Origin of the sequence: Cerasicoccus maritimus, assembly GCA_031296935.1 — a bacterium.
Classification (GTDB): domain Bacteria; phylum Verrucomicrobiota; class Verrucomicrobiia; order Opitutales; family Cerasicoccaceae; genus Cerasicoccus; species Cerasicoccus maritimus.
The window spans coordinates 46,408-68,849 of record JAVDPD010000016.1 but is presented as its reverse complement, the minus strand read 5'-3'; the positions used below and the strand labels follow the sequence as shown (position 1 = coordinate 68,849).

Sequence of the window (22,442 nt, the reverse complement as noted above, 5' to 3'; positions counted from 1 at the left end):
ATGCCCGATCCGCTGGGTCACGAAATTTTAAGTCAAAGGCTTACCCAAATTCCTCAGTATCTCGAGCAGACACTGGGGCTTGTGCTGCCCTCACTCGATAAACTAGCGGCAGCCAAAGGCGTGGTCGCGACCGGCTTGGGCAGCTCGGAAGCGGCAGCGCGCTACTTGGTGCGTTTGCTGAATTTGTGGACGCCAATTCGCGCCGAGTTTCTCCCGCTGAACCATTTCTACAACGCCGCCGCACAAGACGACCGCCACTTGGTTGTCTTCACCCAAGGGCTCGCGCCCAATGCGCAAATCGCACTCGCCCAACGCAAACAGTATGCCGGCCTAACGCTGGTCACCTCCTCCACTGAAGAAGGGCAAATCAACGCCGGCAAAGGGGACCGCGCGAAGCTACTCCAAGCGTTAGCCAACGAAGGCACGACGATCATTCGGCATCCGCTCGAAAACGAATTCGAAATCCTACCGCGTGTCATTGGCCCCGTCTGCGCCATAGCAGCAGCCTTGGTCATCGCAGCCAAGCTCGGTGAGCAAACGTTGCCAACTGCTGACATCTTATCTGCCTTTTCCGAAGAGCTCCCAGCCGAACTTTCGCTTAGCGAGTTGGCCGATGAGCTACTCTCCGGCGTCGACTTCTACTTCGCCAACCCCACCCTACTCTACTCACAAAACCTCGCCGCAAAGCTACTTGAGACGACGTTTCGCCCCGCGCCGTGCTTACGCGATGTGTTCGACTACTCGCATGGCCCTTTCCAGGCCGAAACACTGGCACCAGCCAACCGCTGGATATTTGGCACCGACTACGAGGCGGAATGCAAATTAATCGCCGACACTGCTGGACTCTTTAACCGCATCAGTCCCGCCCAAGTAATCATGTCGCCCCTCCCCGAACCCTTCGCGATTTTCTATTACGAGAGCGTCCTGAATCACATCGTCGTCGAAGCCGCACGGCGCTCTGGTGCCAACCTCATTGATTGGCCGGGCAAAGGCCAGGATGGCGAAGGCTATGCGCTCAACGAACCATTCTCTGGAAAGGACGCCTGCGAGTGAGGCTATTTCGCATCGAAACCACTACTGGCGAAACCGTTTTTGCCACGCGCGAAGGCGATTGCTACTTTCGCTACGAAGGTGGTTTTGGCGATGGCTTCACGCCCACCAAAGAGCAAGTCAACGCCGCGCGCATCCTGGCCCCCGTCCCCCCCGGCAACACCATTTACGCAATCGGCCTGAACTACCGCGAGCATGCGCGGGAAATGAACAAGCCCAATCCCGATCACCCGGTCGTTACAATGAAATCGCCAGCCTCGATCATTGCCACAGGCGAATCGATCGAGCTACCGCGAACGCTCCGCAGCGACAGTGTGGATTTCGAGGCGGAGCTCGCCGTTGTCATCGGCAAGACGTGCAAGAACGCCACCTTGGACAACGCGCTCAGCTACGTGGTCGGCTACACCGTCGCCAACGACGTGAGCGCACGCGATTGGCAGAAGATTTACAGCGGAGGCCAATGGTGCAAAGGCAAGGGCTTTGACACCTTCTGCCCGCTGGGCCCAGTGCTCGTCACAGCCGATGAACTCACCGATCCCAACGACTTGCGCATCAGCTCCCGCCTCAACGGCGAGACCTTCCAGGACTCGTCGACCTGCGATCTGATTTTTACCGTCGAAGAACTGATCGTGTTCCTCAGCGGCAGCACCACGCTAATGCCCGGAACAATCATCCTCACCGGCACGCCGGAAGGTGTTGGGACCGCACGCACGCCACCGCGTTTTTTGCAAGCTGGTGATGTGGTAGAAATCGAAATTGATCACCTAGGCGTGCTCACTAACCCGGTCGTCGAGGAACCCATCAAGCACCCCAGTATTCACCAATTCTACGAAGGTGTTAAGGTGTTCGATCAGGCAACGATGGACTCCGTATTTGCGGAAATCATTCCGTGCGTTCAAGCAATCGAAGCTGCCGAAGTTGCGACTTCGTCGAGTCAACCTCTCGCAGGTCTCACCTGCCTCATCAAAGACAACTTCGACCTCGCGGGGTTTCCCACGCATGCATCGTCACTCTTCCTTGAACTCGTCCGCCCAGCGCCGCACGTCGACGGCCCGCTCGTCCAAACGATCAAAGCAAAGGGCCTGACCATTCTCGGTAAAACGCAGATGAATGAGTTTGCTTACGGGCTCGATGGCGCGAACCCGCACACCGGCAATTGCCCGCATCCCTTCGATCCTGAATTGATTTCCGGCGGGTCGAGCAGTGGCAGCGCCTGGGCAGTGGCCAAGCAACTCGTGGACATCGGATTCGGCACCGACACCGGCGGCTCGATTCGCGTGCCCTCCGCGTTTTGCGGACTTTATGGCTTGCGGCTAACGCCGAGCACTTGGGCCACGGAAGGCTGCGTAACGCTCGCGCCATCCTTCGACACCACGGGTTGGATGGCATACGATCTTTTCACGTTCGTCGACGCCTCACTGGCTTTACTCGACCTGGCTCCAACCGCCAATTCATCCACGCTTCGCTGCGCTGCTATCGGACCGATGAGCGATCAATTTTTTACCGCCGTTAGCAAACGCTTTCCCGACTGCGCCGACCAAAGAAGCGCCCAGCACGATCTCTTCAATCCGAACGTCGCCAAGGCTTTCTCTGTATTGCAAAGTAAGGAAGCCTACGCGATGCACGAACCATGGATTGCGGACTTTCGCGAGCACTACGACCCAGCAGTCTTGAAACGTATTCTCCGCGCGGAAGCTTGGACCGAGGCAGAAGTTACCGAGGCGCACGCGGTTCGCACCTCGGCGTTCGAAGCGTTAGAGCCGGTCTTTGAAAACTTCGACATAGTGCTCTTGCCGGTCTCGGAATCTCCGGCACCGCAGCATGCGATGAGCGAGGACCAACGCGAAGAACTTCTGCGTCAAACCGCGCCAGCCAGCCTCGCCGGGCTCCCCGTGGTGACCATACCACTGCGCGGCGAATCCTCAACAAGCCTCGGCCTACAGTGCTTAATGCCAGCAGACCGCTGGCAACTGGTGCTGCCAGCTTTTTTCCAACTGCTAACCTCGACGAACCATGACTGAAGGCGTTGGACGAATCGAAGACTGTGTGGTCCTCATAGGTCCAGAACTGGAGCCGATGCTTTGCTCGTCGTTTGAGTATGAGGACGGCAAGATCACGCAGATCAATGTCATCGGCAAAGCGCCTCACCCCATCGGCAAGCGCATCGTTATCGCGCCCGCTTTCGTCAATGGCCACACGCATGTGGGCGACTGCTTCCTCGCCGACGCCGCCACCAACTTAACGCTCGCCGAAGCGTTCTTTCGCCCCAACGGATTCAAATATCAGTCACTCGCAAAAACGTCTCGGGCAGAACACATGGAGGCAATGGAAGGCTTCCTGTGCGGAATGGCGGCATCGGGCACGATCGCGCACATCGATTACCGCGAGCAAGGCTTGGAAGGCTGCCGACGCCTGCGCGAAGTTTCGCAAGACGTCGGCGTGCGTTCCGTGATTCTGAGCCAGTTCGACGGCGTTCCGTTTACGCAAGCAGAACTGGAGGCCAATGTCGCGCCACTGCCCGAAGCATTCATCGCAGAGCTAACGGAAATGCTCGAAGAGTCCGACGGTTTTTCGGAGAGCACGATGAACGACCAAACCGACGCGGCATGGAAAACCATTGCCGAACTTTGCGTCGCAAAGCATCGCGCGAAGACGATTCATTGCTTGGAAGACGAATCGTATCGCGATACTAGTTTCTCGCGCACCGGACTCGGTGATCTGCAACGCGCAATAGAAATATTGGAGCCAGATTTAATCGTCCACCTCACCGTAGCGAACGACGAAGAGATCGCACGCATCGCCAAGGCCGGAATCCCCGTGGCCATTAACCCGCGTGCCAACGCCACGCTCGGCCTCCCCCTGCCGCCCGTTGCCAAGCTACTCAAAGCGAATATTCCCATTTTACTCGGCACGGACAACGCTATGCTCAACGGACCAAACCTCTTGGCGGAGCTCGATTTCACCTACAAACTCGTGCGCTCGCAATGCGGGAACCAAGATCGGATTGATCCGACGGACATACTTAAAATGGTCACGAGCAATGTCGGACAAACCCGCTGGGGTACCGAGCTTCCGGGCGAGCTGACCGTTGGCGCACCTGCGTCGTTTGTGGCGTTTGACTTTTCGTCGCCGAATCTCCGCACGTCCTATCATTGCGCCGCCACGATCGTAACCCGATGTCAGCCGTCGGATATCATCCGAACTGTCCGCGATGGAAAAATAATCCACCAGCGCTAACGATGACCCGTTTGCTTCCAGTCGATCACCTTCATGCATGGCACGCATTGCCTTGGACGGCATTTCAGCTGAACTCAACAACGCGTCCCGCGATGGCAATCCTACCCGTTTGCCCACTGATCGCGCAAGCAGATCGCGCATTGGACCACGACGAGCGCTTTCTTTGGCAGCGGCTCAGCACAGCGACTGAAGCCCTCTCTTCTCTGTCGGCCGATGCCTCCATCCGTGTATTGCCGACCTTTCAGCGCGTTCCGGATTTCCTTCCCGATGTGGTATTCGGCGCAGAACTTTCCCAGGCATCTCAGTCCATCGCCGAAATCGCCACATCAGTCCAACGATCAAACGTGCCGAAGCTTGCGTTTATCCACACCAACCAATCGCTCGGTGATTGGGTCGACACGATTGCACGCGAACTGCGGGTGAACTCGAATTTGCAGGCGTTTAATCTCTTCGTCGATCCGAACGAAACGGCGAATCATCCGCCACTAGAGGAACTGCTCCGCGAAGCGCTGGCGTTTCCACCGATAACTCCATTCAAACCGGAGGCGTCCTCAGATGAGTAAAGAGCGCTACTTGATGTCGATGACACCTTCGCAGATAGCCGCGGCGGCGAGTGATCCCAATGCGCTCGTTTTATTACCGACGGCAGCCATCGAACAACATGGTCCTCACCTTCCCGTGGGCGTTGACTCACTGCTCGGCAACGCCTTTCTACAGCGGATCCTAAGCGAGCTTTCCGACGACGATCCATTGTGGATCGCACCACCGATTTGGGTCGGCAAAAGCAATGAACACGATGGCTTTCCCGGTACGTTGACGATCTCCGCAAACTCTCTCCGCAATCAAGTGCTGACAACGGTGAAGCAACTCGAGCGTTGGGGCTTTCGGCGAGTCGCAATTTTAAACAGCCACGGAGGTAACTCGCCGGTCCTACGCACAACGGTTTGCGAGATCGAAAATTCAATGTCCATCAAGGCCAGTATTCTTTCCTCGTATCCAAAGACCGGACTCAATCCGCGCGAAGAGCGATTTGGCATTCACGCGGGACAATATGAGACGGCGCTGATGTTGGCCATCCAGCCGGAGCTAGTCGACATGGAAAAAGCTGACTGCCACTGGATGGATGAGCGCTTTCCGGCGGGCAATATTGCTTCAGAAAATGCGCCCGCTACCTTTGCCTGGAAGACCGCGGACTTATCGCCCAGCGGCACATTGGGCGACGCAACCAAGGCCACCGCATCCGAGGGCGAGCAATGGCTGAGCGCTGTTGTGGAATTACTTCACAGGCAAATCCGATCGCTACTCGACGCAGATAGCTAAGCCTTCAACTTGAGGTTTACCTGAATTTCAACTGCGGCGTTTTTCGGCAAGCCGGCTACAGCAACAGCCGCGCGAGCATGCTGCCCATCCTCGCCGAAAAGCTCTACGAAAAGGTCCGAGGCACCATTGATCACGGACGGGCTTTTGCCATAAGCGGGAATCGCATTTACGTAGCCGCCGACGTAAAGAATTTTTTCCACATCATCCAACGAACCGGTAATCGACTTCATCACTGCGAGCGCATTGAGGGCACAAAGTTTGGCGGCCTGATAGCCATCGTCCAGTGAGAGCTCGTCCCCGACTTGACCAAGGTACTCGCCCGCCGTTGCCGAAGCGCTGATCACGCCAGCAAGAAAAACCAAGTTCCCCTCGCGTCGAAACGGTAGGTAATTTCCGCCGGGCTGAGGCGGCGGCGGCAGGGTGATATTCAACGCTGCGAGTTTGCTTTCGGGGCTGCTCATTTGGTTTTCGCGATAAAGGTTATTTTCTTCGCAACGTGTTCTGCGACTCGGTAAGCCGCTTGGTATGCTTCTAAACTTACGGTCGCCGTTTTGGGGACGCGCACATAGGGGATCTCGAACGACAGCCCGACTTCATCGAGCGGAAATGGATCGAGCTCGAACACGCCGTTGCCTTGAGGCGTAAATTTAATAATCGCCTTCTCCCCATCGCGCATCGGCTGCGCATGGCGAAGCTGCGAAGGCTCGACAAAATCCACACCTACCAACAGCGAGAGGCTATCGCACGCCTGCAAAAACTCGAAGCCTCGGCGTAGCGCGGTTTCCGATAACGCACTTTCCACAAAGCCAGTTTCCTTGAGTAAGACAATCAGCTCTTGCTGACGCTTCAGTTGGCCGTCGATAAACGCAGAGTGAATCTTCGCTTCGTCGGGCGTCAGCGTGCTCAAGTCCGCCTGCTCGGTCAGCAGGTTTACCGTGTGCATGGAAATTAGAATGCCTGCATAGGGATCACGCGCGGCCGCTTTTTCCGTCGCCTCACCGCGTACACGCAGGTAATCGTCTAGATCAATTTCCTCGAACGCATCATAGGTTCCCACGAGCTCACTCGAGAAAGCTGAGGGGTTGCCTTCGGGCGTCAGGACAGGGTTGGCATCGACGTCTCCCCAGCTGTCATCGTGACGCGACACTGCATCGAGAATATGCACGAACGGATCGGGCGGCAGAAAGCATTCGTTCTTCCAGTGGCGGGCAAACTCTCCCGCCAAGTTTGCGTGCGCGCAATGCCCCAGCAGCAGCCAGGAGTCTTCCTCTTCAATGCGAATCATGGCATAACCTCCGATCGTTCATCAAATACCGCTTCCGGAAAATAGCCCGAAATGGTCATCGTTGGCGCGTTGACCAATTGGCTGATCTTGAGCCGAATCACCACACTACAAGTGATGTAAGCTTGCTGCCGGGAAATCCCCAAACGCTTGACCAGGTAATCGATCGCGCGGCGGACCACGCGTTTGCTCGCTTCGCGTGGGTCTTCATCCGACTCGATAAATACATGGTAGCCGTGCTCGGCAAACTCCTTAGGCTCAAGCTCGCCGGGGCACTCCAGGTAAGGTCCCGGCAGCGGGCTATCTTTTAGCAAATTGACTTTCATGCGCACCGTCATCGGCGCTTCCATGCCGTTCAGGCAGACCTCGCCATCGCCTTGCGCCGCATGCGCATCACCCGCGCAAAGACCGGCACCGGGAACCTGCACTGGCAAATGCAGGCGACTGCCCGCGACCAAATGCCGCACGTCCAGGTTACCGCCAAAGGCGCCCGGAGGCCGGGTGCGAAACTCACCAACTTCCGCTGGCTGCACGCCGATGATTCCGCAAAACGGTCGCAGCGGAATAGTCAACCCGGGCATCGACTTAGTCACGCCGTCTTCCAATTTCCAGGTATGCAAATACGGCCCGGAAAAATCCTCTGCCAGCAGGCCAAGCCCATCAACCAGCCCGCTCCAACCCCAGCCCTCGTGCTGGTATTCCAAAATGTCTAAGACGAGACGGTCACCCGGCTCAGCACCTTCAATGTAGACCGGCCCCGTCAGCGCGTGAATGCGTGTTTTGTCGATTTGCTCAAAATCCTCAGCCGACATGCCGGGCTGGACTTGCCCGTCGCTGGAGTCACGCATCTCGAAAGTGATTGTGTCGCCCGGCTGAATAGCCAGCCGGGGTGGATAGTCGCGGTTCCAACGATTCACCACCACTGAGCGATCAAGAAAATGTTCCATAGTCAGCTCGCAGTTAGGCCTCCCAGGGAAAGACGATCCACTTGGCCGTCTCTTCCACAAAGCACTGCGGTTTCACAATTGAGGTTCGTTTATAGTAGAGCGTCGCGATGGTGATCTCCGGGCTCGTCAGCTCGTGCAGGTGCTTCATGAGGAAGTCCGTGGTCTTACCGCTGTCTGCGAGGTCATCGACCAGTAGCACGTGGCCGGTGCAGCGGCTCAGGACCTCCTGTGGCGTATCCAGCGTGATATCGCCCTGACTGTTGTCGTCCTTGTAGCTCTTGACTTCGACCGGCGTGAAAGGCACGCCCAGCCGATGGGAAAGACTCACGCCAATGGGTAGCCCGCCACGGCTAATTCCAACAATGCGATCCAGGGGGCGTTCCTGATGAATCACCGCCACTGCGGCCGTTAAACGAGATAAGAGCTCACCAAAGTCAGCCCAAGATAGGTATTCTTTCTGCACGCAACCGTGTCAGCAATTCCCATTCCAGAAGTTATCGAACGATAATCCGGCAAAGAACCCTGAATCACTCAACGGAGAGAGTTTACGTGAGTAATTCCGTCAATGCATCCAAGCCCGCATCGAGACTCGGCATATATGGATGCCAAAGCCGCTCCCATTCCAAACTAACCGGCCCAGCAAAGCCATCCTGCGCCAATTGATTCAGTAGCGGCAGCAGTGGAAATTCTCCATGACCCGGCAAAACGTAGGTGTAGGGATGCCGCGCACTTGGCTCACTGATACTGTCCTTTACATGAATGTGCGTTGTCCAACGGCGGACCTCACGCCAAGTCTGTATTGGGTCGGAGCCAGCTTTTTTCCAAGTATGATGCGAGTCCCAGAGCAAGCCGACGTGCTGGTGCCCACGACTAAAAAACTTGGCGATGTCTTCAGGTTCGAGCAATGAATCATGGGTTTCAATCGCAAGACTGAAGCACCAATCAAACTCCTCGCGCAGCGCCTCCCAGGCATCGAGCCAGAACCATACATCATCCATGCCCTGTTCAAAGTCCAGGACACCATCAAACACGCGCAAGCTCATCGCCCCGAAGTGTTCCATGAGCGGCGCAAAGGCTTTGATTTCACGCGAGGCATCCTCAAAGGACTGCGAGATTTTTGCCGAGGAATTAAAGCCCGCAATGGACACATCACTGCCCCCCAGAAACGCCTGAGGGCGCTGCTCCAGCCAATGCGCATCGGCCGCATGCGCGGGGATATCGATTTGGCCACCGACAGCGCGGAGTTCAACCTGCCCTACTCCATGCCGACGTGCGAGGTCAGCAATTTCTGGCAAAGTCAGCTCTTCACAGCCCATGCTTGAGAAGCACCAGGCCAGTGGCGAAACATCCGTCAATAGTTGTTTAGTTTTCACGACCGCTCCATTGTTGCTCGGTAATCTTCTTGGCTTCTTCCAGTGTTTTCGAACCTGTATGCCCATCTGCAAATAGGACGTTCATCAGCTCTCCGGGTTGGCGGAAATCTAGATCTGGCGTCGACTCTTCAGAGCTCGACGAAGCATTCTTCTGGAACTGTGACCACACTACCGACGAACGGCAGCTCGCATAGGTTGAGCCATTTTGCTTGGCGTCCACCAACAGATATGTATTGGCCGGTGAAGCGATGGTGTTGAAGTTGCGCTGCACGTCACTAGGCGCGCGCTTGCCATTTTGCACGCCCCACATGGCATCCGTTGCAGAGTAGGTTAAAGACATGTCGTCTTCGGCGAATTCATCACCACTGGAGGTATGGTAAACCGCATTCGGGCAGATAAAAAGCTCGTGACCTTTGGACGTCAAACTACTCCCTTGCTGCGGCAGGTAATCGCGCAGTTGCTTATGCCACTGTTGATCGCCCGTCACCTGATCATCCGGGTCCGGATGCGCCGCATTCCAGTCATTCTTTTTGATGGTTGGATAGGGCAAAAAATTCAGGTTATCCGCGCTGTAGAGAGCGATCGCTGAGCCAATACTACGCAGGTTACTGATGCCTTCCGCCATGCGCGCCTTGGAACGCATCGCGCCAACAACGGGGATCAGAATAACCGCCAGGATGCCAATGATCGCGACGACCGTTAGCAATTCGATGAGTGTGAAGCCGGGGTAGGTTTTCTTACAGTGTTTCATTCTTCGGAGCATTGATGGATTCCTTGAAAGGGGTAGCGGGCAGACCAGCCTCGTTGTAGAGGTCAATCTTCGGGAACCCGGTCCAGCCGTAACGCACGACGGTTGGTTGATCAACGTCTGGACTGTAGATTATAACCGTATTGCCCGAAAGGCGAGCCTCACCGGCATGAAAAATTCCATCGGCGCCGGCCACTTCAAAACCAGGCAAATCACCGCCATCTTTGTCAATGACCTGGCCGCCGCCTGAATCGAATTCAACCACGACCTTACCGCCATCAGCCATGACTTGTTTGGGCTCAGGCCCATGAAAGGGAATGTCGTGCCCGTAAACCTTGGCCAATGCAACGCGCGCCAAACGCTGGCCAACCGGTTCCTTATTGCGCGGATGGATGTCGTCCGCCTCACCGACATCGATTGCCAAAGCAAGTCCGCTGTTTGCTTCTTGTGAAGTGCGACGCTGGATTTCTCGAATCTCCGGGTAGTTTTCGTCGACACCTTTTTTACCTTCAAAGCCAGCAAGTTGAACGATGAGAAACGGCATATCCGACTGCTGCCAACCCATGCGCCAATCAGCAATCAAGTCGTGCAGAAATCGGTCGTAGTCCCAATGCTTCCAGGAATCAGACTCGCCCTGATACCAAATCACACCGGCCACCGGATAATGAAAAAGCGGCGCCAGCATGGCATTGTAGTAGCCACTGGGCTGTCGCTTGCTCGGGTCACGCGGTTTCTCCGCCTTGGGGTTCGTTTTCACCTCTTCCTTGTAGGCTTTGACCAAAGCAGGATACTCCGCGCGCTCACGCTCATAGCGTTCAAAATACGGCGGTGAAGCAGGGTTGGCTTCAAGCACTTCGCGGCTCGTCCAGTTGCTGGCCAAAGTACCGCCCACGGTACACATGATGAGCCCGATTGGAATGTCTGCCTTGGGCTGGAGTTCTTTGCCGAAGAAATACCCAACTGCGGAGAAGCCCCCAACCGTATAGGGATTACAAGGCAGCCATGCCCCCTGAACGCTAGCCAGAGGCTCATCAGCAGCTGCGCGCTTGACCGTGAATAAACGCAGGTTCTCGTTGCCCGCAGTTTTAATTTTTTCTTTGTAACCAGTCGTTCGATCAACGGGCCAATACATATTGGACTGCCCGGTGCATACCCACACATCGCCAACGAGTAGCTTGTCGATAATCAAGGTATCGTCACCCGCATGAACAGTGAGCTGATATGGGCCACCGGCCTCCTGAGCAGGAAACTCAATCAGCCATTGGCCATTGTCTCCGGCGCGCGCTGACAATTTCTGGTCCGAAAATTCTGCATGCACAGTCGCGCCTGCATCACTCTCGCCCCAAATCTTGATAGGCGCGTTACGCTGGAAAACGGCATTGTCGCCAATCAACGGGTTTAAAACCAACTTGGCTTCAGCACCAACACACAGCAGGCAGCTCAAGACAGATAGGGATAGGATAGTTCTCATAGGGATAAAGTTTCGGATTCAACTTGGGCAGTTGGCGGGTAGCACTCAAGCAGCTTACATTCGTCAGTCGACTCAAGGGTCAATTGCCCCATGCCATGAGGGATCAACACACGGTCGTAAAGTCCCAACTCCTGCGTCCAACCATCAGGCCCCGCCAGTCGACAAGCGCCTTTAACGACGATCGCGATGCAATAAGAATTAACGATGCGTTGAGCGCGTCCCGTCCACGTGGTTTTGCAAACTTGAAAACAATCAGTGTGCGAAGGCCCAATCAGGCGCTCACGACGCGCATGCTTTGCATCGCAAAGTAACTCAGGGCGACAGAAGTAGTTCTCGCGCACGTCTTCAAAACTCTTTTCACGCAGATCAAACATATCCAGGGCAAAGTCCAAGCTGCGCCCCATAAAACGATCCTTCTCTGGCAAAAGGAACTCACCGCGCTTGAACTCAAATCGCGCCACCCAATCTGATGGTTCCAGGATCTCCACCAGCAAGACCCCAGCACCCAAAGCGTGCGGCACGCCACCGGGGACAATGACCACATCGCCAGATTTAACCGGTATTGGATCGAAGCAGTCACGGATCGCATCGATATCCTGACGCTCGATCAGCGCCTTCAGCGCCTCTCGCGAAGGAGGACGTTGAAAACCCACAAAGACTTCTCCCTGCGGGACATCGGGCCTGACATCGAGCACATAATAAGCCTCGAACTTCCCATAGCAGGAGTTTAATCTTTCAAGCGAAAACTCTTTGCTGGGATGACATTGAAAGTGCAAACGCTCCGCCGCATCAATGAACTTCACCAAGAATTCAGGCTGCGCACCAAACAGGGAAAAATGATCGCGCCCCAAAAAGTATTCAGGAAATTCCGACAGAAGCTCATCCAGCCGAACCGGCTCGCCCCCCAAATCGACTACAGCAAGACCTTCGTCAGTCCGGGCATGCTCCACGGGGTTGATCGCTCGCACGGCAGAGCCAATCCAATCTTCCGGAAAGTGAGTGTCTTCAGGGCTCGCCTTGCCTTCATTACGATCCAGCAAACGTCCACCTATGTAAGAACGCCAAACACGGTTGGCGCTCAGACAAAGAGGCGTCTGCGGTATAGAAATTTCTTGAGGGGTCATGGGTAGTTTTCTCTTGCGCCTATGTTTTTAATATTTATTAAATCGTTCTGTCAAGCGACAAAATCCCCGTGAATTCTACCTTTTCCACATACGACCTCGTTGTACTGGGCGCCTATTTCGCCTTCATGCTACTGATCGGCTGGGTGTTCCGCCGCGCAGTATCCAACACCAGTGATTACTTTCGCGGTGGCGGCAGTATGCTGTGGTGGATGGCCGGCAGCTCAGCCTTCATGACACAGTTCAGCGCATGGACTTTTACTGGAGCAGCCGCCAAAGCTTATGAAGATGGCGCGATCATCCTGGCCCTATATTTTGCCAATGGCCTGGGCTTTCTGGGTAACTATTTATTAACTGCCGCCAAGTTTCGCCAAGCTCGGGTCATCACCGCAGTTGAGGCAATCCGTCGCCGCTTCGGCAAAGTAAACGAACAAGTTTTCACTTGGCTGCAAATTCCGCTAGGCACGATCTACGCGGGCATATGGCTGAATGCGCTGGGGCTCTTTTTCGCAGCGGTCTTTGGTTTCGATGTGAATACAACGATCATCCTAACCGGCTCCGCCGTATTGCTGGTTAGTCTGTTTGGTGGCGCCTGGGCGGTGTCAGCAAGTGACTTTATTCAGGTCGTTGTGCTCATGCTCATTACTATTGTCGCGGCGGTATTTACGCTCGGAAAACTAGGCGGCATAGACGCATTCTTTGAAACGGTTCCACTAACGGGTAAGAGCAATGGACTCGAAATTCGTTCAAGTATTGTCTACGTGTGGATCATTGCCATTGCGGTCAAGCAGGTCGTCAACGTCAACAACCTGCTGGACTCCTCGCGGTATTTGAGCGCGCGAAACACCAAGGAAGCTCGGAAGGCAGCGCTTTTGGCGACGGTGCTCTTCTTCATTGGGCCGGTCATCTGGTTCATTCCACCGATGGCAGCCGCAACGATGATCCCCGATATGTCAGCCGTCTTTCCCAACCTCAGCAAGCCAGATGAAGTCGCCTACGTCGCCATCTGTTTGGAAATACTGCCTGTCGGCATGATGGGTATGCTGGCGTCTGGCATGTTTGCCGCCACCATGTCTTCAATGGATAGCGGACTAAACCGCAACGCAGGCATCTTCGTGCGCAACTTTTATTTTTCTGTTTGTCGCCCCCAGGCAGACGAGAAAGAACTCATGCTCGCGGGCAAGCTAACAACGATCACCTTGGGCGCGCTCATCATCGTCATCGCGCTTGGCCTGAATCAGCTTAAAGACATGTCACTGTTCGACATCATGCTGCAGTTCGGCACCCTGGTAGCCATGCCGTTGATTATCCCGGCCATGCTTGCGGTATTCGTGAAACGCTCACCTGACTGGGCCGCCTGGTCGGCCATTTTACTTGGGCTCATCAACTCGTTCGCTGTAAAGACGCTCGCTACGGAGGCACGCCTTAGCGCAATTATCGGCGGTGATTTAACGTCGCGAGAAATGAGCGACTTGATACTGATTATTGGCGTCTTCAGCAATCTAATCGTCGGCGTCGGCTGGTTCTTCATCGCCACTGCTCTCAGTAAGCACATACCCGCCAAACGTGAAAGCGAGGTTAAGGCCTTCTTCGCCGATGTAGAGCAACCGGTCGAAGAAGGAGATCGCGATGCCGGGCAAGACGACCCCAGCCTGCAAGTGACTCTGATTAGCCGCGTAGCCCTGGCCTACGGTGGGTTCATGCTCATCATGGCGCTGATTCCAAACCCCTTGACTGGTCGACTGGCGTTCATCTTCTGCGGCGGCTCGCTAATCGTAATTGCGCTGTTACTCAAACGTGGAGCCAGGGCATTCACTTTGCAAAGCAAAGTAAAAGCACCCACCGCAACTAGCGCCACTCAGGACCAGACTTCTGCCTAATAAAATCTGCGCGATCTTGAATCCCTTTTCGATCAACATCCGCTGCAAGTAATGGAAAAGCCACAAAGCCTTTCGACGCCTCATCCTCCCAAGGAATTTCAACGGAAGAGAACGGCGTAAATGCCACATTGTTACTGAATGAAATGCCCGGAGCAGAGTCGCCGAAATATTGAAATACCAGTGACGAACCAACGATCACATTGCCATCAATAGACACCGAGCTGGGCGGGACATCGTTCACTTTCGCATGCTTTGCCTTACGGCCGTGCAAGGCGCCCACCACGATCGGCGACCGGCAATCGATGATCACATTGGCGCGAATCAACGCATTGGTCACGGGCTCATATTCGTTGATCAATCCATCACGAACGCCTTCAGTGAGCACGATCGCGCCACGCGTCCCTTCTCCGTCCAAGTTCAAAAATGCATTGCCAACAACGGTATGATCCGGGCCAACGATGCGCACGCCACTTTCTTCCGCGCTATTTTTCGGCGAGCCAATAAAGACATTATCCACAACTAAACAGCCAAACCCATGCCGCAACGTCAACTGCCCTGAACATTCTACAAATGCATTACCAAGGTAGACATTACTACCCGACTTATTGGAAATAACTTCGATCTCCCCACTGCAACGCTCAAAGTAATTTGCTTCAACGCGACAAAGCGCTTCTTGCAGCGATGTCTTACTGTCGCCAATTCGAATGATCTCCCATCCATTCGTCGTGCCCCCGGCAAGCGCGCCATCTGCACGATTCGCAAAATAATTGTGGTCGATTTGATGATACGCGGGCAGTTGCTCACTGGATTCATCCAGGTAAACAGTCATCAAGTTATCATGCGAACGCTTACCCGAAAAGTAACAGTGATCTACTCGATTAAACTGCCCATAGAGCACCACCCATTTTGACTTTCTCAAAACCGGATGCCCCGGATCGGCCTCCTCAATGACAACGTTTGTCAACCGAGAAAAATTCGCAAAATCACCACCAGTTCCTCGAAACGCAATAACTTTGTCAGGCAAAGTGGAACCACATGTCGCCTTAAAATGAAAACCTGACACCACTGCGTGGTCAGCGCCAATTCTCAACCGACTATCACCAGTAAAAACAACGCCACCCGGTGTTTCTGCACGGAGAACAATGGGATACCCGGGCTCACCATTTACACCAGAAAGATTGATATCCACCTGATCGTATTCACCGTCAGCCCATACGATCTCATCACCAGCCACAATGGACTTTGACTTAAGCAGTTGTCGCAGCTCATCAGTCGATCCTACCTGATACATTTCCGCAGGCAGAAAATTAGGACTACAGAGCAAGACACAAAGAACGGCGGTCAGCTTCATGACATTCAAAATAGTGGATACAGCAATGCTGCCCGACTGATGAGGAACCCTCGTCTTCAGTCGGACAGCATTTGTCCTAATCGTGTGATTATTCCCCCAAATAGATGCTACTTGCGGCGACGCTGCACTAGCGCGAGGCCCAGCATCGTAACGCCTGCAATCAGGGCGTAAGTGCTCGGCTCTGGCACGACCGTGCTCACTACAAAGTTATCGAAAGTATAATCTACCCCTGTGTGGCTCGTGAACGAATCAATGCCGAAGCGCCCAAGGTTAGAATCACCCGACAATGCTGCGTTCTTCAGCCCATCGGTGCGAATCAAAACATCATCCAAATAGACTGCGAAGCTGTTAGCAGCCAGAGTTACCGTTCCACCTCCAGGTGCGGTATAGTCAATGGTGCTGGAATCCAAATCGTTAATGAACATATCGAAGGAATATGCTTGGCCGGCACTCAGCACTGAAGGCGTACTGCCACCACTACCAACTACCCGAAAAATGCCGTCACTGCCAAAGCGAACTTCCAGAAAGATATTACCGCTGGTATTCAAAGTCGCCGCAGTTGATGCGTCATAAACCCCGACGCCAAAACGACCGTAAGAGCCAGTGACTCCCAAATCTTGTTGCCAGGCAAAATCAAAGCTTACTTGCACAGCAGACTGTTGGCTTGCTGTATCTGCGACAAAATTATTCTCGAAGACGAACGCACCGCCACTTCCAGATTCGTTGTCAAATAACTCAACGCCATTACCGGCGCCACCACCCGCTCCGTTAGCGGCATTTTCAACAACTTCTGTAAATACGGTCGCCGAATTCGTTGATGGACGGACCGCTGTCGCAGTCGGCTTATCTCCGGGAGTTTGACCTTCAAAGTCTTCAACAAAAAGAATCTGTGCAGATACGCTGCCAACGCTTAAGAGGCCAGCTAATGAGGTGGTGAGTAGTGTTTTTTTCATGGATATGTGAGGGTTAGGGATATTTTTTAGTTGGGGTGAATTCAGCTACGATTCAGTGCGAGCTGGCCTACGTAAAACTCGGTAAGCTCAGTCTTCGTATCGGTAGTAATCATGACAGTATCAACTGGATGCGCGGTTGGCTCCGTCGTGCTATGAATCAAATGTCGTCCTGATGTATCGATGATATACACATCGATTTTTTCACCAGCATCCGTTGCAGAAAACTCGATATCGAACTGCATGTACTCGGGACCGGAAATTTTTACTGGCAAGCGCTGGCGGTTTCCATTCGCGCCTACATAAATATTTCCAGACCCCTCTAAAGATTTAAACTCTACAATGTTGCACGCGCTTTTATCCAGCTCGCTATTGCGCAAGTAAATGCCAACCGTTGCATCTGGATTGGGGAAGAACAGCCGGAATGATAAAACACCACTGCTGATCGGCGAAAAATCCGTCTGCATATAGACCTTTTCAACGCCATCCAAATCCTTGATGTAAGCCCAGTCCTTGGACGCGTCTCCATCTGGAGCCTTCGCCACGATCGCCGTGTGCTCGCCACGTGTGCGAATCCGCCACGGTTCTCCAATTTCACTGCCTGGCTGTGTGCTATCAAATCCTGCTGGTTGCAGCAGATTTTCCGCATTGGCAACAAGGGGCGATGAAGCAAGCGCAGTTAAAATCAATACAAAGGGGGTAAGCTTTTTCGTTGACATTGGAGCGATTAATAAAAATTAAATAGGGCATGTCAACGGAAAATTTACTCGTAGTTTTGAACGAGTGGGAAAAAGCTGACTTCCTCCCAGCCCCTCTTTGGAAAAGGCTTGAGAGCATTGCCCCAAACCTTAATTACCTGACTCCAGATGAAGTCACAGAGCAAGGCTGGGCAGCAACATTCAGTCGCCAAAAACCCACTATACTAGTCACTGGATGGCGTACGCCACCACTTCCACCTGAGGTTGGCCTGGCTCAGGAATCCGGCGTCCAATACCTTTGCCACCTTCCTGGATCTGTACGCAAACTCATCCCACGACTTTGGATCGAAAACGGCCTAATAGTTAGTAACTGGGGGCGCTCAATCAGCCACGTAGTCGCAGAGTGCGGACTGATGCTCATCATCGCCGGCTTACGACGAGCAGGCTACTGGAACAACGCCATGCACCACGATGGCTTATGGAAAACCGATGCCCTCGACACACAGTCTTTGTTTGGGCGCAAAATCGGCATACATGGCTTTGGCGCGATCAGTCGCTGCCTGGTAAACCTCCTGGAACCCTTCGGCGTTGAAATCACCACCTACTCTCCGAGCGTCCCCGACGAAGGCTTGGCTGAGTATGGCGTCGGTCGATGCGATAGCCTCGAAGAGCTCTTTTCAGAGAATCACATCATCGTTGAGCTCGCCTCGTACACACCGGAAAACGAAGGCATCGTTAACGAGCGCTTGCTGCGCATGATTCCTGACGGGGGGCTCTTCGTAAATATAGGACGCGGCGCCGTAGTGGATGAAGACGCATTGATCCGCGTATTGGCCGATGGCCATATCCACGCAGCACTGGACGTCTACACCACTGAACCCCTTCCCCTGGATTCACCCCTGCGCCAATTGGAGAATGCACTCCTACTGCCACACCTGGGCGGCCCGACAGTTGACCAGCGCCAGACCGCCGGCGCCTACGGCCTGGCCAACATCGAGCGCTACCTGCGCGGTGAAGACCTTGAGAGCATTGTGACCCTTGAAATCTATGATCGCGCCACCTGACCAGTGCCAAGCTTCCAGTTGGCTGACAGATCGAGCACTCAAGCTCCTTCGCCCACTCATGACGCGCATCGCACCTGACGCAGCCATGCTCAGCCTGCAAGGTCGCGCCTCAGACCACGATGCGCGAGCGGATCGACTGGAGAGCTTTGCCCGCCCCTTTCACCTATACGCCTTGCTCCTTGGCCATTTAGGAGAGGAGATGCCGGCCGAAGCAACACTTTGGCGCACTCAGCTTAGCGAGTGTTTACGCAACGGCGCCGACCAAGACCACCCCGCCTACTGGGGGCCATCCACGAATTTTCATCAACATGTCGTGGAAATGGGGCTACTGGTTTTGAGTCTGGAAATATCACGCCCTTACTTCTGGTCGAAGCTAGACTTTGCAACGCAAAGCAAAGTCCTGGATTGGCTGGAATCAACACGCAGCGTAGCAATGCATTGGAACAACCATATGTTCTTTGGCATTTTTGCACTGGAGTTTTTACACAAGGAAGGACGCGCACGCCCAGGCGACAAAACCCTCATCCAGAGCTGGCTGCGCGAGCTGCAAACCATGTATCGCGGTGGAGGCTGGTTTCGCGATGGCTTGAACGACTCCGCCGATTATTACAACGCCTACGCCTTTCACTACTACGGGCTTAACTGGGCCTTATTCTATGGCCACAACGACCCCGAACAGTGTGAATACTGGACTAACCGCGCCGAGAAATTCCTCAGCGGTTTCCAATACCTGTTTGCCCAAGATGGAGGCGTGCCAAACTTTGGACGTTCCCAAACCTACCGCTTCGCAACCATTGCTCCCTACGGTCCAGCCATCATGCTCGATTGCTGCCCGACCGTCCACAGTCAGGTTCGCCGCCTGACCGAAGACCACCTCGACTTCTTCCTTCAAAAAGATGTCCTTACTCCGGAAGGCTGGCTAAGCATTGGGTGGACGGATGAAAATCCCGCCATCGCCGAAACTTATTCCTGCGTATCCAGCACCTATTGGGCTGCCAAGGGATTTTCTCTACTGCTATTGCCTCGCGAGCATCCATTCTGGCAAACAGAAGCGGCAACCAAAGCTGAAGCCTACCCCGATGGCCACCAACAGGTCGCTAGTGTCGGGCTGACTTTTAGGCGCTTTAGCGGCGACACCGAAATCATCAATACAGGCTCTGCAATCGCCTTGATGAACCTGCGCTACTTCGCCTCCAAATGGTCTAAGCTAGCCTATCGCGCATCCGCAGGCACCGTGCTGCCCGACCAAGAAAACCCACACCCACTTGACCTCTCACTCGTCGCCGAGTTTGGCGATCTACGCCTCGGACGTCACCTGACCTACCCCATTATGTTTGGGGCTGACTTCGCCCGCTGCGCCTACACCCTCGGACACAAGACGTTTGACGAAATGGTCGCTGTCGAAACGCATCTGGCATGGCGAGGTCCCTGGCTGTATGTGGCCCACAACATTCATGCAAGCGCCCCCTGCACCCTGAAGCAGGGCGGATTTGCACTGGGCTTTGATGACTTCAAGACAGTGACGACTGACAACCATCAAGTTGATCGCATTGCAATTACCGGCCTGCAATCGACGTCGGTGCTGCAAACCATCGATGGCTTCCAAACCTGCTTTAGCACGCCGGATTGCGTCGGCTCAAAGCGCCGCCACACCCTCTGCCAGCATCACCTGATCCCTGCGACAGAAGCATCAGTAGCGGCAGGCAAATCGACGCTAGCCTGCCTGATTTACTTTGGCCCCACCGGCGCACAAGCCAGCCAATGGACGGCCCACAATAACAACAACAGTTTACTCTTCACCCACCCCCTTTATGATGACTGGAACCCCACTCATGTTTAAAACCTTTCGAAAATCAGCCGCAACGCTCGCCCTTGCCGCAATTGCCACCCTGCCCGCCTTGGGGCAAGAGCGTTGGACACGCCCCGCACAGTTACCCGAAGTCCCTGCCGAAGCTCCGCGCACGTGGATTTTAGCCAACCAGCAAAGCGCGTTTCGCGAATATTGCACCAGCGGAGAGGGCCAACCCTTCTATGCCCGTATCAAAGAAGGGTTCGATGAAAAGTATTTAAACCTACCCTTCCCAGCCGAACCGGAATCCTTCGGCGACAGCGATCCCAGGAAGCGCACTTCCGCCAAAATCGACTCTTGGCGCCAAGCTCAGGACACCTGCAATGTCGTCGCAGGCATCGCCTCGACCGCCACCATCATTTGGCGTGTAAACGGCGAGCAATGCTACCTCGACAAAGCACGCGAATTTCTCGTCAAACTCTGCGAATGGGACGCCGAAGGCACAACCGGCATCGAGTACAACGACGAGACCAACTTCCGCCTCTTGCGACTCATGCCAGAAGTTTATGACCAGATTCGCGACCATCTTAGCCCAGAAGAAAAAAGCAAAGTGCTGGCCATGCTACAAAGGCGCGGGCAAACGAGCTTCGACCACATATTACGCAAACGCACAGGCCAACTCGTTCGCAATTCTCTCGCCGTAGAACCCTCCAGCCACCCCGTGCGATTCATACCTATGCTGGGCATGATGGGCTTGGCCCTGTGGGACGACTTACCCGAAGCACGAGACTGGTTTGCATTTGCCTATGAGTTTTATGAAAACCGCTTTTCTCCCTGGGGCGGCGACGATGGCGGCTGGGCCGAAGGCATGGCCTACTGGCGCGGTGTCATTGAGCATGCATCGTTTCAAGATGCGCTACTGCTGATCAATGCGCCCGAAGCCTATGCCCAACCCTTTTGGAAAAACACATTCTATTTCCCTGTGTATTTCTTGACGCCTTGGCGCTCAACCGCTTTTGGCGATACTCCAGTCGCTGGCGTAATCGGTATGGAGCCCGGCATTCGCGACTTCATCATGCACGGCGCCAAGGTCTACCAAGACGGCTATCTCCGCGCCTACGCCGACCAATATGTGGACCGAAGAGCCCTGCCCGAGGAAGAACTCGAATTCAAGCTCTGGCGCAAATACCCCACGCCAATCGAATACTTGCTACGCGATTTTCTCGTGAACGACAGGCCATTGCCCACGCCTCAAAACCTCAGTGAGCTCCCCCACAGCAAATACCTGGAAAGCATTGGGTGGGTCGCGATCCACACCGATCTCGGCAACCCGGACAACGACATTTTCGTGCAATTTAAAAGTAGCCCCTATGGCTCATTTAGCCACAGCCACGCCGACCAAAATGCCTTCATTCTAAGCGCCTTTGGCGAGCCACTCGCAATCAATTCCGGCTACCGCGAGTACCATCGCAGCCCACATCACAAAGCACACACCCGCCAGACACTTTCTAAAAACGCCGTGCTCATCGGAGGTGAAGGTCAACCAGCACAAGACGCCAGCGCGATAGGAAAGATCACCCACTACCAGAGCAGCAAAGACGCAACCTGGGTGCGCGGTGACGCCACCGAAGCCTACCGAGCGAACCCCAAACTCAAAAACTTGGCTCTGGCCCAGAGGGATATGATCATGCTTCAATCTGGCGCAATCGTTATCCGCGACGTGATCCACACCGCGCAGCCTGAGTCAGTCCAATGGCTGCTACACAGTGTGGACCAACCCGAATCTAATAATCGCACAATAAAGATTACACAAGGTAACGCCGAGCTATTGGCGACAATGGCATCCCCCGGAAATACGCTGGACATCAGCATTTCCAACCAATTCGCAACCCCCGTCGACCCCAAGTACTTGAGTAAAGGCTATGATCCGCAATATCATCTGACCGCAACCACCGAAAAAGCATCCGACACCACAGTCATCTATGCCGTTCTCTATGCCAGCAAAGGAGATAACCATCCACCAGAGATTCTCAGTTGCCAACCGGATTCCGTGAAGTTCACTCTGCCAGACGGCGAAGCAATGACCATAGACTTCACAACCGATGAGCCCAGGATATCTCAATCGTAGCAAGTAGCGCCTTGCATGAGTCGTTAAATTCGC

At 54.4% G+C, this 22,442-nt stretch carries 20 protein-coding genes; 9 read left to right on the top strand and 11 right to left on the bottom strand.

The features are described 5' to 3' along the window. The 5 genes from RBB62_RS11760 (at window position 1) to RBB62_RS11740 (ending at window position 5,607) form a co-directional block, all read left to right on the top strand. Window positions 1–1,053 carry a hypothetical protein gene (locus RBB62_RS11760; protein ID WP_309399057.1) on the top strand — a complete coding sequence of 351 codons (1,053 nt, stop codon included), beginning with the start codon at window positions 1–3 and terminating at the stop codon, window positions 1,051–1,053. After that, a complete protein-coding gene (locus RBB62_RS11755; RefSeq protein ID WP_309399056.1) occupies window positions 1,050–3,071 on the top strand; it encodes a fumarylacetoacetate hydrolase family protein in 2,022 nt (673 codons plus the stop codon). The genes RBB62_RS11760 and RBB62_RS11755 overlap by 4 nt, the downstream gene beginning before the upstream one ends. After that, window positions 3,064–4,287, top strand: coding sequence for an amidohydrolase family protein (locus tag RBB62_RS11750; protein ID WP_309399055.1), 1,224 nt, complete (start codon window positions 3,064–3,066; stop codon window positions 4,285–4,287). The genes RBB62_RS11755 and RBB62_RS11750 overlap by 8 nt, the downstream gene beginning before the upstream one ends. A 92-nt stretch (window positions 4,288–4,379) precedes the next feature. Then, window positions 4,380–4,850, top strand: a complete 471-nt coding sequence (locus tag RBB62_RS11745) for a hypothetical protein (protein ID WP_309399053.1) — start codon at window positions 4,380–4,382, stop codon at window positions 4,848–4,850. Beyond that, a complete protein-coding gene (locus RBB62_RS11740; protein WP_309399052.1) occupies window positions 4,843–5,607 on the top strand; it encodes a creatininase family protein in 765 nt (254 codons plus the stop codon). Before RBB62_RS11745 ends, RBB62_RS11740 begins: the two co-directional genes overlap by 8 nt. On the opposite strand, the gene RBB62_RS11735 is transcribed toward RBB62_RS11740, so the two are convergent. The 8 genes from RBB62_RS11735 to RBB62_RS11700 form a co-directional block, all read right to left on the bottom strand. Beyond that, window positions 5,604–6,068, bottom strand: coding sequence for a RidA family protein (locus RBB62_RS11735; RefSeq protein WP_309399051.1), 465 nt, complete (start codon window positions 6,066–6,068; stop codon window positions 5,604–5,606). The genes RBB62_RS11740 and RBB62_RS11735 overlap by 4 nt on opposite strands. Then, window positions 6,065–6,892, bottom strand: coding sequence for a DUF3891 family protein (locus RBB62_RS11730; RefSeq protein WP_309399050.1), 828 nt, complete (start codon window positions 6,890–6,892; stop codon window positions 6,065–6,067). Before RBB62_RS11730 ends, RBB62_RS11735 begins: the two co-directional genes overlap by 4 nt. Continuing rightward, complete coding sequence (locus tag RBB62_RS11725; RefSeq protein WP_309399049.1) at window positions 6,889–7,836, bottom strand: acetamidase/formamidase family protein; 948 nt, start codon at window positions 7,834–7,836, stop codon at window positions 6,889–6,891. Before RBB62_RS11725 ends, RBB62_RS11730 begins: the two co-directional genes overlap by 4 nt. 13 nt (window positions 7,837–7,849) lie before the next feature. Continuing rightward, a complete protein-coding gene (locus tag RBB62_RS11720) occupies window positions 7,850–8,299 on the bottom strand; it encodes a phosphoribosyltransferase (RefSeq protein ID WP_309399048.1) in 450 nt (149 codons plus the stop codon). A gap of 82 nt (window positions 8,300–8,381) precedes the next feature. After that, complete coding sequence (locus RBB62_RS11715; RefSeq protein WP_309399047.1) at window positions 8,382–9,209, bottom strand: sugar phosphate isomerase/epimerase family protein; 828 nt, start codon at window positions 9,207–9,209, stop codon at window positions 8,382–8,384. After that, window positions 9,199–9,960, bottom strand: coding sequence for a type II secretion system protein (locus tag RBB62_RS11710; RefSeq protein WP_309399046.1), 762 nt, complete (start codon window positions 9,958–9,960; stop codon window positions 9,199–9,201). Before RBB62_RS11710 ends, RBB62_RS11715 begins: the two co-directional genes overlap by 11 nt. Further along, a complete protein-coding gene (locus tag RBB62_RS11705) occupies window positions 9,947–11,428 on the bottom strand; it encodes a sialate O-acetylesterase (protein WP_309399045.1) in 1,482 nt (493 codons plus the stop codon). Before RBB62_RS11705 ends, RBB62_RS11710 begins: the two co-directional genes overlap by 14 nt. Next, window positions 11,425–12,552, bottom strand: coding sequence for a class I mannose-6-phosphate isomerase (locus tag RBB62_RS11700; protein ID WP_309399044.1), 1,128 nt, complete (start codon window positions 12,550–12,552; stop codon window positions 11,425–11,427). The genes RBB62_RS11705 and RBB62_RS11700 overlap by 4 nt, the downstream gene beginning before the upstream one ends. Window positions 12,553–12,620: 68 nt before the next feature. Between RBB62_RS11700 and RBB62_RS11695 the strand changes: the two genes are divergently transcribed. After that, a complete protein-coding gene (locus RBB62_RS11695; RefSeq protein ID WP_309399043.1) occupies window positions 12,621–14,429 on the top strand; it encodes a sodium:solute symporter family transporter in 1,809 nt (602 codons plus the stop codon). Here the strand turns inward: RBB62_RS11695 and RBB62_RS11690 are convergent. The 3 genes from RBB62_RS11690 to RBB62_RS11680 form a co-directional block, all read right to left on the bottom strand. Then, window positions 14,398–15,780 carry a polysaccharide lyase 6 family protein gene (locus RBB62_RS11690; RefSeq protein ID WP_309399042.1) on the bottom strand — a complete coding sequence of 461 codons (1,383 nt, stop codon included), beginning with the start codon at window positions 15,778–15,780 and terminating at the stop codon, window positions 14,398–14,400. The two genes, RBB62_RS11695 and RBB62_RS11690, sit on opposite strands and share 32 nt — an antisense overlap. A gap of 107 nt (window positions 15,781–15,887) precedes the next feature. Next, window positions 15,888–16,733, bottom strand: coding sequence for a PEP-CTERM sorting domain-containing protein (locus RBB62_RS11685; protein ID WP_309399041.1), 846 nt, complete (start codon window positions 16,731–16,733; stop codon window positions 15,888–15,890). A gap of 41 nt (window positions 16,734–16,774) precedes the next feature. After that, window positions 16,775–17,449, bottom strand: coding sequence for a hypothetical protein (locus tag RBB62_RS11680; protein WP_309399040.1), 675 nt, complete (start codon window positions 17,447–17,449; stop codon window positions 16,775–16,777). A gap of 29 nt (window positions 17,450–17,478) precedes the next feature. Here RBB62_RS11680 and RBB62_RS11675 point away from each other — a divergent pair, with 29 nt between their 5' ends. Genes RBB62_RS11675 through RBB62_RS11665 form a run of 3 tightly spaced genes read left to right on the top strand, consistent with a single transcriptional unit; the run spans window position 17,479 to window position 22,409 of the window. Beyond that, on the top strand, window positions 17,479–18,492 hold the full coding sequence (locus tag RBB62_RS11675) for a hydroxyacid dehydrogenase (RefSeq protein WP_309399039.1): 1,014 nt from the start codon (window positions 17,479–17,481) through the stop codon (window positions 18,490–18,492). Next, entirely contained in the window at window positions 18,476–20,332 is a 1,857-nt protein-coding gene (locus RBB62_RS11670; RefSeq protein WP_309399038.1) for a DUF2264 domain-containing protein, read from the top strand. The genes RBB62_RS11675 and RBB62_RS11670 overlap by 17 nt, the downstream gene beginning before the upstream one ends. After that, on the top strand, window positions 20,304–22,409 hold the full coding sequence (locus RBB62_RS11665) for a heparinase II/III domain-containing protein (protein WP_309399037.1): 2,106 nt from the start codon (window positions 20,304–20,306) through the stop codon (window positions 22,407–22,409). The genes RBB62_RS11670 and RBB62_RS11665 overlap by 29 nt, the downstream gene beginning before the upstream one ends. The last annotated feature ends 33 nt before the right edge of the window (window positions 22,410–22,442 follow it).